14 protein-coding genes and 1 tRNA gene are annotated in these 14,647 nt (G+C 74.0%); 3 read left to right on the top strand and 12 right to left on the bottom strand.

The annotated features are described in order from the left end of the window. The first annotated feature begins 45 nt into the window (after window positions 1-45). Window positions 46-133: transfer RNA gene (locus tag QSK52_RS29265), tRNA-Leu, on the top strand. A gap of 135 nt (window positions 134-268) precedes the next feature. On the opposite strand, the gene QSK52_RS29260 is transcribed toward QSK52_RS29265, so the two are convergent. From QSK52_RS29260 to QSK52_RS29245, 4 genes are all read right to left on the bottom strand, one after another. Then, entirely contained in the window at window positions 269-1,096 is an 828-nt protein-coding gene (locus QSK52_RS29260) for a hypothetical protein (RefSeq protein ID WP_285739209.1), read from the bottom strand. After that, window positions 1,086-2,120 carry a hypothetical protein gene (locus QSK52_RS29255; RefSeq protein ID WP_285739208.1) on the bottom strand — a complete coding sequence of 345 codons (1,035 nt, stop codon included), beginning with the start codon at window positions 2,118-2,120 and terminating at the stop codon, window positions 1,086-1,088. Before QSK52_RS29255 ends, QSK52_RS29260 begins: the two co-directional genes overlap by 11 nt. Then, on the bottom strand, window positions 2,120-2,827 hold the full coding sequence (locus QSK52_RS29250; RefSeq protein ID WP_285739207.1) for a hypothetical protein: 708 nt from the start codon (window positions 2,825-2,827) through the stop codon (window positions 2,120-2,122). The genes QSK52_RS29255 and QSK52_RS29250 overlap by 1 nt, the downstream gene beginning before the upstream one ends. Before the next feature lie 117 nt (window positions 2,828-2,944). Continuing rightward, window positions 2,945-3,421: a MerR family transcriptional regulator gene (locus tag QSK52_RS29245; protein ID WP_285739206.1), complete on the bottom strand. Its 477-nt coding sequence runs from the start codon at window positions 3,419-3,421 to the stop codon at window positions 2,945-2,947. Window positions 3,422-3,512: 91 nt separating this feature from the next. Between QSK52_RS29245 and QSK52_RS29240 the strand changes: the two genes are divergently transcribed. Beyond that, on the top strand, window positions 3,513-5,066 hold the full coding sequence (locus tag QSK52_RS29240) for an MFS transporter (protein WP_285739205.1): 1,554 nt from the start codon (window positions 3,513-3,515) through the stop codon (window positions 5,064-5,066). Here the strand turns inward: QSK52_RS29240 and QSK52_RS29235 are convergent. Beyond that, entirely contained in the window at window positions 5,036-5,446 is a 411-nt protein-coding gene (locus QSK52_RS29235) for a Fur family transcriptional regulator (RefSeq protein ID WP_285739204.1), read from the bottom strand. The two genes, QSK52_RS29240 and QSK52_RS29235, sit on opposite strands and share 31 nt — an antisense overlap. 191 nt (window positions 5,447-5,637) lie before the next feature. Between QSK52_RS29235 and katG the strand changes: the two genes are divergently transcribed. Next, on the top strand, window positions 5,638-7,860 hold the full coding sequence (gene katG, locus QSK52_RS29230; RefSeq protein ID WP_285739203.1) for a catalase/peroxidase HPI: 2,223 nt from the start codon (window positions 5,638-5,640) through the stop codon (window positions 7,858-7,860). Between the two features lie 55 nt (window positions 7,861-7,915). Here katG and ddaH read toward each other — a convergent pair whose 3' ends face one another. The 7 genes from ddaH to QSK52_RS29195 form a co-directional block, all read right to left on the bottom strand. Beyond that, window positions 7,916-8,725, bottom strand: coding sequence for a dimethylargininase (ddaH, locus tag QSK52_RS29225; RefSeq protein ID WP_352230322.1), 810 nt, complete (start codon window positions 8,723-8,725; stop codon window positions 7,916-7,918). Between the two features lie 78 nt (window positions 8,726-8,803). Next, window positions 8,804-10,159 carry an FAD-binding oxidoreductase gene (locus tag QSK52_RS29220; protein WP_285739202.1) on the bottom strand — a complete coding sequence of 452 codons (1,356 nt, stop codon included), beginning with the start codon at window positions 10,157-10,159 and terminating at the stop codon, window positions 8,804-8,806. Beyond that, window positions 10,156-10,503: a hypothetical protein gene (locus tag QSK52_RS29215; RefSeq protein ID WP_285739201.1), complete on the bottom strand. Its 348-nt coding sequence runs from the start codon at window positions 10,501-10,503 to the stop codon at window positions 10,156-10,158. The genes QSK52_RS29220 and QSK52_RS29215 overlap by 4 nt, the downstream gene beginning before the upstream one ends. Further along, window positions 10,500-10,850, bottom strand: coding sequence for a cupin domain-containing protein (locus QSK52_RS29210; RefSeq protein ID WP_285739200.1), 351 nt, complete (start codon window positions 10,848-10,850; stop codon window positions 10,500-10,502). Before QSK52_RS29210 ends, QSK52_RS29215 begins: the two co-directional genes overlap by 4 nt. A 32-nt stretch (window positions 10,851-10,882) precedes the next feature. Next, the gene (locus tag QSK52_RS29205; protein ID WP_285739199.1) at window positions 10,883-11,560 is read right to left on the bottom strand and encodes a response regulator; all 678 of its coding nucleotides are present in this window, start codon (window positions 11,558-11,560) and stop codon (window positions 10,883-10,885) included. Between the two features lie 114 nt (window positions 11,561-11,674). After that, window positions 11,675-13,402 carry a tryptophan 2-C-methyltransferase gene (gene tsrT / locus QSK52_RS29200; RefSeq protein ID WP_285739198.1) on the bottom strand — a complete coding sequence of 576 codons (1,728 nt, stop codon included), beginning with the start codon at window positions 13,400-13,402 and terminating at the stop codon, window positions 11,675-11,677. A 35-nt stretch (window positions 13,403-13,437) separates the two neighbouring features. After that, on the bottom strand, window positions 13,438-14,607 hold the full coding sequence (locus QSK52_RS29195) for an acyl-CoA dehydrogenase family protein (protein WP_285739197.1): 1,170 nt from the start codon (window positions 14,605-14,607) through the stop codon (window positions 13,438-13,440). Window positions 14,608-14,647: the final 40 nt, after the last annotated feature.

Genomic DNA, 14,647 nt, shown 5'->3' with positions numbered 1-14,647 from the left:
TGTCGCCAGGGGGCAGCCGAGAGGAAGCCCCGAGGTGAACACCCGGTCCGGGTGGCGGAATGGCAGACGCGCTAGCTTGAGGTGCTAGTGCCCTTTATCGGGCGTGGGGGTTCAAGTCCCCCCTCGGACACCAGTGGAGACCCCTGCTTCGGCGGGGGTCTTCTTGCTTTTCCCGGCCGGAGCGCCGCTGCCCCGCCCCACCCCGCCTGGCCCCCCGGTCCTGCCCGGAGGCCGCGGGGCCGCCGGGCGGGACCGGGCAGGGGCCGGGTCAGCGCGGGGGGAGCAGGTCGGTGCGGTGGGGGGTGAGGTCGGTGACGGCGTCCAGGTCGGCCTCCACCGTGTACCGGGTGTGGGTGCCGTCGGGGGCGGTCTCCTCGTCCAGCTGGTTGGCGTCGGCGAAGCCCCAGCTGCCGCCGGTGTAGACGCCCTTGATCCGGCCCTCGACCGTGCCGACGGCCTCGAACGGGCCGCCCCGCCACCGGAACGTCCAGTGGGTGCGGTACCAGGCGTCGAGCCGGGCCGGGGGGACGGCGCCGGCGTCGGCGAGGACGACCAGGCCCTGCGGGTCGACCGCGGGGGCGGCCCGGTGGGTGGTGCCGCCGAGGACGGCGTGGCAGCCGGGGCGGAAGTGGTCGGCCTCGGACAGCCGCCGGAGCAGGTCGAGGCGCGGGCCGAGCAGGTCCCGCCGGTGCTCCTCGGGCTCGGTGACCTCGGCGAGCGGGAAGACGCCCCGGTAGCCGGAGACCCGGCGCTTGAGGTGCTGCCGGGCGAACTCCCGGTCCTCGCCGAGGTAGTTGCCGGCGACGGTGGCGTCGACGCGGTCGGTGCACTCGAAGGGCTCGCCGCGCCAGTGGAACGTCCAGTGCACGGCGTACCAGGCGTCGAGCCGTTCGGGCGGCAGCGGGTAGCCGAGCACCGAGCCGTCGGCGGCCAGCCGGGGGTCGATGCCCTCGGGGGCGGGGGTGCCGGGGGCGGGGAGCAGTTCCACCAGGGGCCACTGGCCGACGGCGGCGCGGGCCGGGTGGACCACCCCGCGGTGGACCGCGAACTCGCCCTTCACCGGCTGGTGGTGACGGCCCGAAGGGTCAGTTGTCATAGTACTTCCACAGCCCATCGCTCTTGTCGAAGCGGCCGACGGCCTCTTCCGTCCCGTCGGCGTTCATCCGCCAGATCTCCGCACCGTGCGGGAAGCCGGTGGGCCTGGCGTCCCACTCGGGGACGCCGCCGCCGGTGTAGCCGGTGCCCAGGAACGGTGCGTCCCAGTTCTTGCCTGCATTCTGCCCGGCCATGCCCGCGATCCGGTCGGCCAGGGCCTGGTCGTTGACCGCGCCGAGGGTCGGGTCGGCCTCCATGCCGTGCGGGGCGGGGAAGCGCAGCTGGTACGCCTCGGTGGCGCCGGGCGGGACCGGGGTCCAGCCCGCGCCGCCGTCGTCGAGGGCGAGGCCGTTGCGCAGGTCGTCCATGCTGCGCAGGTCGGCGGTGTCGGAGCCGCGCGCGATGGAGCCGCGGAACTCGCCGGGGTCGAAGGCGCGGCCGCCGAGCGTGGTGGAGTTCTCCAGGTACGCCTCCGCCACGTCGGGCCTGACGATCTTGGTGACCATCCGGCCCTCGTCCAGCTTGATCGCGTCGCGGACCTGGACGACCTGGCGGGCCTGCTCCTCGGTCAGGGTGTTGGTGGGGCTGAGCCGGAGCCGGTCGTGCTCGGCGCGGTCGAGGCCGCGGGGGGCCAGCTCCTGGTCGATCTGCTGCTGGTAGCCGGGGCCGTCGCGGAGCGCCGCGTTGCCGTACTGCTCGGACTCGGGCGCTCCGGAGCCGGGCTCGGTGCGCGGGGACGGGACGGTGCCGGCCTCGCCGGCCAGGGCGCCCTCCTCGCCCGCCAGCCGCGGGCCGGCCGCCTCCAGGCCCTTCGGGGACGCGACCTCGAGGTCCCGCGGGGCCACCGCCTTGAGGTCCTCGGCGATCCTCGCCTCGGTGGCGGCGTGGGCGGCGAGGTTGCGGGCGCCCTTCTCGGCGGCCTCCTCGACGACGGCGGCGTGCTTCTCGGCGATCTTCGGCAGCGACTCCACGGCGTCGTTCTTGAGCGCCCGGAAGACCGCCTGCTCCTCTCCCCCGGCCCCCATCAGAACGCCAGCCCTTCGAGTCCGGCGCGCAGCTCCTGGGCGTGGCCGCGGAAGGCCTCGGTGTGGGCGCGCATCGCCTTCAGGTGCCGGTCGGCCAGCTCGGCGTCGAGGCTGAAGCCGTCCGCGGCGCCGCCCGCGCCCGCGGTCCGCCCCCAGTCCAGGCCGGACATGGCGTGCTCGATCTTGGCGAAGAGCGGTTTGGCCGCGGCCTCGATGATCTCGCCGACGACGTACTGGATGATCTGCTGCTTGAGCGTCTCCAGGAGTTTCTTCCCGGCCTCCACGATCACCGGCACGGCGGCCTCGGCCAGCCCGAGGGTGGCCACCGCGGCGGCCTGGTCGGCGATGAAGGTGGCGGCCATGACGCCCAGTTCGACCAGGGCCTCGACCTTCTGGGCGACGATCACCTCGGCGCCGACCTCCAGCGCCTCGGCGAGCAGGGTGCAGCCCGTCACGAGCTCCCGGGTGTGCCGCTCGGAGAGCTCGGACCAGCCGGACTGCATCCGCCGGGTGGCGGCGCCCTGGTACGCCTGGGCGAAGGAGTCCATCGCCCGGGTCGCCTCGGCGTGCGTCCGCTCCACGGCCTGGCCGAACTGCCGCACCATGGCGGCGAAGGCACGGACCTCGTCCTCGTTGATGTAGGGCCAGGGCACCCCGATGACGTTGAGGAACGTCACCACCGGTGCCGGTAGGTCGTCGACGGCCACTGCGCATCCCCCGTGCAGGCGTTCGGACCCGTCGCGGTCGCGACCGGTCGGGCGGCCAGACTGTAGCGCAGTGTCCCGGGGGTTCCGGGGCGGCCGGAACGGCGTTCGAGCCGCAGGTCAAGGCTTGTTCAAGGGTTCGTCCACGGGTGCTTCCGGGGGTGCCTCCAGGGGGGCCGGGGCCCAGAGGCCCTCGGCGCTGCCCTCGGCGAGGCGGGCCCGGTAGGTGGTCACCTTGTGGTCGATGGCCGCCAGGTGGGCGCCGAGTTCGGCGAGGCGTTCGGCGACCTCGGCGCGGTGGGACTCGAGCAGGGCGAGGCGTTCGGGTTCGTTGCCGACGCCGGCGGCGACCAGGTCGGCGTAGCGGCGCAGGGTGCGGATCGGCATGCCGGTGGCGCGCAGCCGGGTGCAGACGTCGATCCAGCGCAGGTCGCGGTGGTGGTAGCGGCGGCGGCCGCCCGGGGTGCGGTCGATCCCGGTGACCACCAGGCCGGCCCGCTCGTAGTAGCGCAGGGTGTGGACGCTGACGCCCGTCCACTCGGCGGCCTCGGCGATGGTCAGCCCCTCGGGGGGTGGTTCCGGCTTGATCTCGCGCACGCTCGAAATCGTAGCGTCGGTGCCGTCGCCCGGACGGGGCGTGGTTGGCGGAGGGCCGACACCCGTGGCGGGGACGGACGGAGGGAACACGGTGTCCGAACCGGACGACCGGCGCAAGCGGTTGGTGCTCGCGGTGTGCTGCGTGAGCATCGTGATGGTGGTGCTGGACATCTCGGTGGTGAACGCGGCGCTGCCCGCGGTCCGCCGGGAGTGGGGGGCGTCGGTGTCGGCGCTGCAGTGGACGGTGGACGCGTACACGCTGGTGCTGGCGGCGTTCCTGCTGCCCGCGGGGGCGGCGGCGGACCGGTGGGGGCGGCGGCGGGTGTTCCTGCTGGGGCTGCTGGTGTTCGGGCTGGGGTCGGCGCTGTGCGCGCTGGCGCCGGGGGTCGGCGCGCTGGTGGGCGCGCGGGCGGTGCAGGCGGTGGGCGGGACGATGCTGAACCCGGTGGCGATGGGGATCGTGGCGACCGCCTTCCCGCGGCCCGCCGAACGGGCCCGGGCGATCGGGGTGTTCGGGTCGATGTCGGGGCTGGCGCTGGCGCTCGGCCCGGTGCTGGGCGGGGCGCTGGTGGACGGCTGGGGCTGGCGGGCGGTGTTCTGGGTGAACCTGCCGGTGGTGGCGGCGGGCGTGGCGGGCGCGCTGTGCTGGGTGCCGGAGTCCCGGGCGGAGCGGGCCCGGCGGTTCGACCCGGTGGGGCAGCTGCTGGTGGTGGCGCTGCTGGGCGGGGCGGTGTTCGCGCTGATCTCGGCGGGGCGTTCGGGCTGGTCGGCGCCGTCGGTGTGGGGGCCGCTGGCGGGGGCGGCGGCGGCCGTCCCGGCGCTGGGGTGGTACGAGGCGCGGCGGGCGGACCCGCTGCTGGAGGTGCGGCTGCTGCGTCGCGGCCCGCTGGCGGCGGCGCTGGTGGCGGCGTTCGCGGCGCTGGGCGCGTTCGCGGCGTTCCTGTTCGCGGTGACGCTGTACCTGCAGGGGGTGCGCCAGATGTCGGCGCTGCGGGCGGGGCTGTGCCTGGCGCCGGTGGGCGTGCTGATCCTGGTGCTGTCGCCGCGGACCGGGCGGGCGGTGGGCCGGTACGGGCCGCGCGGGCCACTGCTGGTGTCGGGCGCGGCGCTGGCGCTGGCGGGCGCGCTGCTGCTGGTGGCGGTGGGGCCGCGGACGCCGGTGTGGGTGCTGCTGGCGGTGTTCGCGCTGGTGGGGGTGTTCCAGGGGACGGTGAACCCGCCGATCACCAACACCGCGGTGTCGGGGATGCCGGGGTCGATGGCCTCGCTGGCCGCGGCGCTGGCCTCGGCGGCCCGGCAGACCGGTTCGGCGGTGGGCGTGGCGGTGGCGGGCGTCCTGCTGTCGCCGGGGGTGGCGGCGGAGGGCGCGCCGGGCGGCGGGTCGGGCGGCGCGGGGTTCGTCGCGGCGGCGCGGGGGGTGTGGTGGCTGCTGCTGGCGGCCGGGGTGCTGATCGCGGTGCTGGCGGCGGTGGGGCCGGGCGCCCGGCGCGGGGCGGCTGCGGGGGCCGGGGCTGCGGTTCCGGCGGCGGGAGCCGGGGCTGCGGCGGTTCCGACGGCGGTGGCGGACGGCGCGGGAGCGGGCGGGGGCGCGGGGACGGGGCCGGAGGCGGGGCGTCAGGCGCAGTCGGGGCAGAGCCCGCGGTAGGTGACCTCGGCGGTGGCGACGGCGAAGCCGAAGCGCTCGGCGGCGGGCAGGGCGGCGAGCGGGTCGCCGGTGGGGTGGACGTCGCGGATGGTGCCGCAGTCGGAGCAGACCAGGTGCTGGTGCGGCTGGTGGGCGTTGGGGTCGTACCGCTTGGCGCGGCCGTCGGTGGCGACCTCCAGCACCTCACCGAGGGTGACGAGTTCGCCGAGGGTGTTGTAGACGGTGGCGCGGGAGATCTCGGGCAGGCGGTCGGCGGCGCGCGCGTGCACCTCGTCCGCGGTCAGGTGGACGTGGTCGCCGTCCAGCACCTCGGCGACCACCCGGCGCTGGGAGGTCAGCCGCCACCCGCGGGCCCGCAGTCGTTCCAGCAGATCACTCATCTCGTTCACCCAATCAGCTCAACATTCGCCCGAACTGTACAGCGGACGTCCCCGGTCGCCCGATTCGAGCGGGACCACCACCCGTTTGACCGTCTTCTTGACTTAGACTCGGTCTATCTTAGGATCGACTCCGAAGAAGAGCCAGACGTCCGTTGCAGAGTGCGATTCCGCCCGACCCCGGAGGGACTCCCATGCCCGAGAACGACGACGCCATCGTCACCGACCCCAAGTCCGAGGGTGCGGGCGGCTGCCCCGTCGCGCACGGCCGGGCCGCGCACCCGACGCAGGGCGGTGGCAACCGGCAGTGGTGGCCCGAGCGGCTGAACCTGAAGATCCTGGCGAAGAACCCCGCGGTGGCGAACCCGCTCGGGGCGGACTTCGACTACCCGGCGGCCTTCGCCTCGCTCGACCTGGCCGCCGTCAAGCGCGACATCGAGACCGTGCTCACCACCTCGCAGGACTGGTGGCCGGCCGACTTCGGCCACTACGGCCCGCTGATCGTCCGGATGGCCTGGCACAGCGCCGGCACCTACCGGATCTCCGACGGCCGCGGCGGCGCGGGCGCCGGGCAGCAGCGCTTCGCCCCGCTCAACTCCTGGCCGGACAACGCCAACCTGGACAAGGCCCGCCGCCTGCTGTGGCCGGTGAAGCAGAAGTACGGCCAGGCGCTGTCCTGGGCCGACCTGCTGATCCTGTCCGGCAACGTGGCGCTGGAGTCGATGGGCTTCGAGACCTTCGGCTTCGGCGGCGGCCGGGCGGACGTCTGGGAGGCCGACGAGGACGTGTACTGGGGCCCGGAGACCACCTGGCTGGGCGACGAGCGCTACACCGGCGACCGCCAGCTGGAGGAGCCGCTGGGCGCCGTCCAGATGGGCCTGATCTACGTCAACCCGGAGGGCCCCAACGGCAACCCGGACCCGGTCGCGGCCGCCCGCGACATCCGCGAGACCTTCCGCCGGATGGCGATGAACGACGAGGAGACCGTCGCGCTCATCGCCGGCGGCCACACCTTCGGCAAGACCCACGGCGCGGGCCCGGCCGACAACGTCGGCGCCGACCCCGAGGGCGCGCCGCTGGAGGAGCAGGGCCTCGGCTGGAAGAGCGCGTACGGCTCCGGCAAGGGCGCCGACGCGATCACCTCCGGCCTGGAGGTCACCTGGACCAACACGCCGACCACCTGGGACAACTCCTTCTTCGAGATCCTGTTCGGCTACGAGTGGGAGCTGACCAAGTCGCCCGCCGGGGCGCACCAGTGGAAGCCGAAGGACGGCGCCGGGGCGGGCACCGTGCCGGACGCCTTCGACCCGGCGAAGAAGCACGCCCCGCAGATGCTCACCACCGACCTGGCGCTGCGCTTCGACCCGGTGTACGAGCAGATCTCCCGCCGCTTCCTGAACGACCCGGCGGCCTTCGCGGACGCCTTCGCCCGCGCCTGGTTCAAGCTGACCCACCGCGACATGGGCCCGGTCTCCCGCTACCTCGGCCCCGAGGTGCCCACCGAGGAGCTGCTCTGGCAGGACCCGCTGCCCGCCCCCCAGGGCGAGCCGATCGACGCGGCGGACGTGGCGGCGCTCAAGGCCGAGCTGCTCGGCTCCGGCCTGACCACCGCCCAGCTGGTGTCCACCGCGTGGGCCGCGGCGGCGTCCTTCCGCGGCAGTGACAAGCGCGGCGGCGCGAACGGCGCCCGCATCCGGCTGGAGCCGCAGCGCGGCTGGGAGGTCAACGACCCGGAGCAGCTGGCGCAGGTGCTGCGGGTGCTGGAGGGCGTGCAGCAGGAGTTCAACGCGCGGGGCGGCAAGCAGGTCTCGCTGGCCGACCTGATCGTGCTGGGCGGCACCGCGGCGGTCGAGCGGGCCGCGAAGGAGGGCGGCGTCGAGGTCGAGGTGGGTTTCCGCCCCGGCCGGGTGGACGCCACCCAGGAGAAGACCGACGTCGAGTCGTTCGCCGCGCTGGAGCCGCAGGCCGACGGGTTCCGCAACTACCAGGGCAAGGGCACCCGGCTCCCCGCCGAGTACCTGCTGGTGGACAGGGCCAACCTGCTGAACCTGTCCGCGCCCGAGCTGACCGTGCTGGTCGGCGGCCTGCGGGTGCTGGGCGCCAACACCGGCGGCTCGCAGCACGGCGTGTTCACCGACCGTCCGGGCACCCTGTCCAACGACTTCTTCGTCAACCTGCTGGACCTGGGCACCACCTGGGCCCCGGTCGCCTCCGACAACACGGTCTACGAGGGCCGGGACGCCTCCGGCGCGGTCAAGTGGACCGGCACCCGGGCCGACCTGGTGTTCGGCTCCAACTCGGAGCTGCGGGCGCTGGCCGAGGTGTACGCCTCGGACGACGCCAAGGAGAAGTTCGTCAAGGACTTCGCCGCGGCCTGGACCAAGGTCATGGAGCTGGACCGCTTCGACCTGGTGTGAGCGTGGAGCGGTGAGGGCCCGGACTCGTACGAGTCCGGGCCCTCGCCGTGCGGTGTCAGTGGCGCAGTTCCAGGGTGCAGCACTTGACGGCGCCGCCGGCCCGGAGCAGCTCGGTCAGGTCGACGCCGATCGGGGTGAAGCCGCGCTCGCGCAGCCGGTCGGCGAGGCGGACGGCGGCCTCCGGGAGGACGACGTTGGCGCCGTCGGAGACCGCGTTCAGGCCGAACACCCGGGCGTCGTCGGCGTCGGCCAGCACCGCGTCCGGGTAGAGGCGCTCCAGGGTCGCCCGGGAGGCGGCGTCGAAGGCCGGCGGGTGGTACATGACCTCGGTGTCGCTGAGCACCGCGAGCGCGGTGTCCAGGTGGTAGTAGCGCGGGTCGACCAGCCGCAGCGGCACCACCTCCCGGCCGAGGAACTCCCGGGCCTCGGCGTGCGCGGCGGTCTCGGTGCGGAACCCGGTGCCCGCCAGGATCCGCTCGCCCGCCACCAGCAGGTCGCCCTCGCCCTCGTTGACGTGCTCGGCGTCCTTGACCCGCCAGCCGCGGGCGCGGAACCAGTCGGCGTACGCGGGGCCCTCGGCGGCCCGCTCGGGGTGGCGGAAGCGGGCGCCGAGCACCCGGCCGTCCAGCGTGGTGGCGCCGTTGGCGGCGAACACCATGTCCGGCAGACCGGGCAGCGGTTCGATCAGCTCCACGGTGTGGCCCAGGCGTTGGAACAGCGCGTACAGCTGGTCCCACTGGGCGAGGGCGGTGCCGGTGTCGGTGGGCTTCGCCGGGTCCATCCACGGGTTGATGGAGTAGTCGACGGTGAAGTGCACGGGCCGGCACATCAGGTAGTGGCGGGGGGTGGCGGTTCGCGGCGACACGGTGGTGTCTCCTTCCGGGCATGGCGGAGCGGCTGACGGTCGGTCAGTACCGTTCCGTGGCATGGGGGTTGGTGTCGTTCAGCTGCCGACGGACTGCGGGAAGGCGAAGAGTCCGTCCGGGTCGTGGCGGCGCTTGGTGGCGACCAGCCGCGGGTAGTTCGCACCGTAGTAGGCCTCGCGCCAGGTCCGCAGGTCCGGGTCGGTGAAGTTCAGGTAGGCGCCGCCGGTCGCGTGCGGGGCGACCAGGTGATCGAGTCCGGCCAGGTGGGCCAGGTGCGGGGCCGGGTCCTCGCCGGGCAGCCAGGAGGTGTCCAGGCTGACCAGGTACTGGGCGTCGCGGTGCACGAAGGCGGTGGCCGCCGGGTCGACCCGGTTGATCGCCCCGCCCCAGCCGAACAGCGCCAGGCCGCAGCCGTCGGCGTTGCCGCTGGGCGGCGCGGCGGCGAGGTGCGCCAGGGCGGCGGCCAGCGCCTCGGGAGGCAGCGGGCGGGCGGCGAAGTGGGTGCGGACGGCGAACGCCCCGCCGCTGGTCTCGTGCTGGAGGTGGTCCATCGCGTCCCAGAAGTCCCGGTCGGCGACCTCCGCGCGCAGCGGCGCAGCGGCGGCGAACGCCGGGGCCAGCAGTTCGCGCAGCTCGGCGGCGGGGCCGAGGTGCAGGCCCACGGTGGAGACCAGGGTGCGGCCGCCGGAGCGGGCCACGCCGAGGCGGAGCGAGGTCTCCTCGGGCGCGGCGAGCATCAACTGCTGGACGGCGGTGAGGACTTCGAGGGCGTGGTCGCCCTCCCAGAGCAGCAGGCAGGTGGACGCGGCGGGGGCCGCCACGGCCTGGAAGGTCAGGTCCAGGTTGATCCCGAAGTTGCCGCCGCCACCGCCCCGGCAGGCCCAGTACAGGTCCGCGTTCTGCTCGGCGTCGCAGGTCAGGACCTCCCCGGCGGCGGTGGCCAGGGTGGTGGCGCGCAGCGTGTCGGCGGTCAGCCCGAACCGGCGCGAGGTCGCGGCGGAGCCGCCGCCGAGCGCCAGCCCGGCGATCCCGACGCCCGCGCCGTTGCCCAGCGGCAGCGCGAGCCCGTGCGGGCGCAGCGCCGCGTACAGCGCGCCGGTCAGGACGCCGCCGCCGACGGTGACCCGCCCGGTGGCGGGGTCGACGGCGATCGCGTCCAGCGCCCGCAGGTCCACCACCAGCCCGGAGTTGACCGAGTGCCCGGCGTACGAGTGGCCGCCCCCGCGCGGGACGATCGGCACCGCGTGGTCCCGCGCCCACTCGATCGCGCGCAGCACGTCCGCGTCGTCGGCGGCCCGCAGCACGGCGGCGGGCGCGCGGTGCGCCCAGCGCTCGTTGAACGCGGCGGAGGACTCGCGGAAGCCCGGGTCGTCGGGGCGCAGCAGGGGGCCGGTGGTGTGCTTGTCGAGCAGTGCCCAGTCGGCGGGGGTCACGGGGCGACCTCTTCGATGGTGGAGGTGCCGGTGGTGGGGTGGGGGCCGTAGCGCTCCCAGGTCTCGTGGAGGCGGATGCGGCCGTCGGGGGTGAGGGTGGGGGTGTTGTGGGTGCGGCCGCAGACGACCTGGCCGTCGGTGAGGACGAAGGTGTAGCCCATGGCGAGGGTGCCGTCGGGTTGGCGGGTGCCCGCGGTCCAGCCGCGCTGGATGCTGCCGCCGGTGACCTCGCCCCAGACCAGGTCGCCCTGCTGGTGGTAGACGGCGACGGTGCGGTGGTCGCCGTCGGGGGCGTGGAAGCGGCGGCCCTCGTAGTCGAGGCGGTGGAGGTTCGGCGGGGTCATGCCTGCCACCAGATGGCGTAGTAGGCGAAGTCGGTGTCGTGCGGGTTGGCGACGGCGTGGTCGGTGTCGGCGGGGAGGAGGACGAGGTCGCCCGCGGCGATGGGGTGGCTGGCGTCGGCGGTGCGGACCTCGCCGCGGCCGCTGATGCAGATGAAGAGTTCGCGTTCGGTGTGCTGGTGGGTGTCGGTGAGGTCGCCGGGGCGCAGGACGCACCAGGCGCCGTGGAAGGGGGTGGTGAGCCCGCCCCAGGGGTGGAGGAGGCGGAGGTCGAGGCCGTGGGCGCGTTCGAGGTGCTCGGGTTCCTGGCGGCGGATCACCAGGCCGGGCGGCGGGCCGGTTTCGGGCATGGCGGGGCTCCGTTCGAGGAGGGGCGGTCGCCTCAGCGGGCGGCGGCGGCGTGGCCCAGGCCGGCGTCGCGGGCGAGGACCAGGGCCTGGGCGCGGTCGGCGACGCCGAGTTTGCCGAGGATGTGGGAGATCCGGTTGCTGACGGTCTTGGAGGCGAGGGCGAGTTCCCGGGCGATGGCGGTGTTGGAGCGGCCGGCGGCGAGGTGTTCGAGGACCTCGCGTTCGCGGTCGCTGAGCTGCGGGAACGGGTAGCTGCGCGGGCGCGGGCCGGTGCCGATCAGGGTGCCGAGCCGGGCGGCGATGGTGCGGTCGAGGATGGCCTCGCCCGCGCCGACGGCGTGGATGCCGCGGACGATCTGGTCGGCGGTGGCGCGTTTGACCAGGTAGCCGCGGGCTCCGGCGTGGAAGGCGGCGGCGACGGCCTTGTCGTCGTCGAGGGTGCTGAACACCAGGACGCCGGTCTCGGGGGCCAGGCGCAGGACCTGGCTGATCATCCGCATGCCGGTGCTGTCGTCCATCTGCGGGTCGAGGACCAGGACGTCGGGCCGGTGCCGGGAGGTGGTGGCGAGGACCTCACCGGTGGTTCCGGCCTCGCCGACCACCGCGGCGGCGTCCGTGGCCTCCACCATGGAGCGGACGCCCTGCCGGACGGCGGGTTGGACGTCGGCGAGCAGCACGGTCAGCGGCGTGGTCGTCCCGTGCTGTTTCATCGTCCCCTCGCGGCGTGTGGTGGTGCGCGGTGTGGGCTACGGACTGGTCACCGGTAGTGATGATTCCGTGACCTCATCATGATCTGATCAAATCGCCACCTCAAGTGCGCAATGTCACGCAGGAGTTGGCAGATGTGAGGATTGGGCGGCGGTTTCCCGGGCCTTGCGCATGATCTCCTCGCGGCCGCGCCAGTGCGACCAGAAGGCGCCGGTGTAGCCGAGGCCGCCGAGGCTGGTGAGGAAGGGGTTGTCGGCGTAGTTGTTGTCGTGCTCGCTCATGCCCTCGACGGTGGGCAGCATGACCCGGTGGTGGTCGGCCGGGTCGATCAGCGCCCACAGGTCGGTGACGGCGCCGTGCCAGCGCTCGGCCGGGTCGGCGGCGCGGGCCGGGTCGGGCAGCAGGCCGGGCGAGAAGTAGCAGACCAGCCGGAAGTTGCCGTGCTCGTCGAACATGAACTGCCGCTCGTACTCGGCCGGGGAGGAGCACATCCGCAGCGGCTTGAGCACGATCGGGCCGTCGGCGGTGTTGGACTGCAGGCCGGGGACGGTGCGCACGCCCGCGCACTGCTCGGCGATGTCGATGCCCATCGGGGTGTACGGGAACAGGCGCAGGCCGAGCGAGAAGCCGGTGACGGTGGCGTCCAGGGCCATGAAGGCGTCCACGCAGGCGCGGACCGTCTCGGGGGTCTCCCCCGGCATGCCGAACAGCGCCTCGACCATGGTGAGGATGCCGCGTTCGTGGCACAGCCGCACCAGCCGCTCGGTGTCGGCGAAGGTGTAGTAGGTGCCGCCCTTCTCGGTGACCTTCCAGCCGCTGAGCACCTCGGGGCGGATGTGGTCGCTGCCGACGTTGACGCCGCGGCAGCCCGCCGCGGCCAGCAGGTCGGCGAACTCCTCGTCGAACGGGCTGGGTTGGCAGTAGACCCAGAGCCGCAGCTGGTTCAGCGGGTTGGCCGGGTCGGCGTGCCGGCGGCGGACGATCTCGCGCAGCAGGTTCTTGGCGTGCACCACGGAGAGGTTGAACTCGCTGTCGGTGGTGTGCTGGTCCAGGATGCCCTGCGCCGCCAGCGACTCCATCTCGTCCACCACGGAGGCGAGTTCGCGCTGCCCGTAGCGGGTGCCCTTGGCGTCGGGCTCGACGCAGTGCGAGCAGCGGTAGGCGCAGCCGTTCTTGGTCAGGATGGAGCCGAGGCCGCCGCGCCGGTAGTACTCCAGGTTGTCGACCCGGCGCGGCACGCCGGAGCGCCGCCGGTAGACCGAGAGCCGGTCGACCTGCCACACCCGGGACTCGAACTGGCCGGTGGGCTCGGCGGGTTGGGGCTTCCCGTGGCGGACGGTGAGCACCGCGGGCGGGACCCGGACGGCGCCGCGCTCGGTGTTGCGGATCAGGCCGGGGATGGTGCCGGTGTCGCGGCCCTCGGCGATCGCGGCGGCCAGTTCGCAGAGGATCTTCTCGCCGGGGCCCTTCACGCCGTAGTCGATGCCGAAGTACTCGACCAGGGCGAACGGCATGGTGGAGAAGCCGATCCCACCGCCGACCACGGGCGCGTCGGTGAGCCGCCGGATCTCGGTGATGATCTCCCGGTGCTCGCCGACGAACGGGCGCTGCTCGAAGGCGTACACGGTGTCGGTGTTGCGGACGGTCACCCCGACCAGCATCGGGGAGCGCTCGGCGAAGTACTCGTGCAGGCAGGTCTTCCAGTCGTCGCGGCGGAAGGTCAGGTCGAGCACCTCCACCTCGAAGCCGTCGTCCTCCAGTGCGGTGGTGAGCACGTCGAGGGCGTACGGGGCGATCGGCGGATGCACCTTGTTCGGGTTGACCAACAGGACGAGTCTGCTCATCGGGGTTGCCTCCCTTGGAAGTGGGTGTCGGGCGCTCAGACGAGGCCGAGGCTGATGCCGAACTCGGGCTCGGAGCCCAGCAGGTAGGCCCCGGCGGACTGGAGGATGCGGTCCTGGGCGACCAGGTGCTGGGCGAGCACGGCGGTGTCGCGCAGCCAGCGGTCCATCGGCGAGCTGCGGTAGATCGACCAGGTCTGCAGCAGGTCGTAGGAGCGCGAGACGATCTCCCGGGCGCTGCGGAAGGCGTACAGCCAGGACAGCGGGGAGGCGGCGCGCTCGACCGGGGCGAGGTCGTCCAGGGTGCCGCCGGCCGCCAGCACCTCCCACTGGCGGCGCATCGCGCCGTAGACGCCCTCCCGGGTGGCGTTGAACTGGCCCTCCAGCCGGGAGATCTCGGTCTGCACCCGCCAGCTCTCGGACCAGCCCTGGCCGGCCATCCGGTCGTAGCGGGTGCTCGCCACCTGGCGGACGTGGTCGAGCGCGGCCCGGGCCACGCCGAGCGGGACGCCGCACATCGCCCGGGTGAAGGAGTCCGGCTGGGTGAGCGGGCCGGGGCGGCCCTGCGGGGTGGCGAAGGTGTAGGTGTGCTCCTCGGGGACGAACACCCCGTCCATCGTGTAGTCGCAACTGCCGCTGCCGCGCAGGCCGGTGGTGTTCCAGTTGTCGATCACCTCGACCTGCTCGCGGCGCACCAGGAACTGCCGGGAGTCGTGCCGGTGCTTGCTGCCGGGCGCGGCCCAGGGCTCGCCGTCCTGGTAGATGAACGCGCCGGAGGTCACCCAGTCGGCGTGCTTGATCCCGGAGCCGAACGACCAGCGGCCGCTGAGCCGGAAGCCGCCGGGGACGCGCTCGGCCCGGCCGGAGGGCTGGAGCAGGCCGGCCACCACCAGGTCGAGGCGCGGGAAGACCTCCTTGGCCACGGTCTGGTCCAGGAACTGGGCGTAGATGCCGGTGTTGGCGCCGATCACGGCGCACCAGGCGGCCGAGGCGTCGCCGTACGCGAGCGCCTCCACCACCTCGGTCTGCTCCATCGAGGTCAGGCCGGGCCCGCCCCACTCGGGGCCGAAGCACATGCCGAACACGCCGGTGCCGCGCAGCAGTTCGAGGACGTCGGCGGGCAGTGTGCGGTTGGCCTCGATCTCCGCGGCCTTCTCCCGCAGCACCGGCGCCAACTCCCGGGCGCGACGCAGGATCTCCGTCGTCATGCTGGTCACTTCTCCTTCTGCTGGGGGTGGTGGGCGGTGC

It is taken from the genome of Kitasatospora phosalacinea (assembly GCF_030268885.1).
Taxonomy (GTDB): Bacteria; Actinomycetota; Actinomycetes; order Streptomycetales; family Streptomycetaceae; genus Kitasatospora; species Kitasatospora phosalacinea_C.
This window is presented reverse-complemented; position numbering and strand designations above follow the sequence as displayed.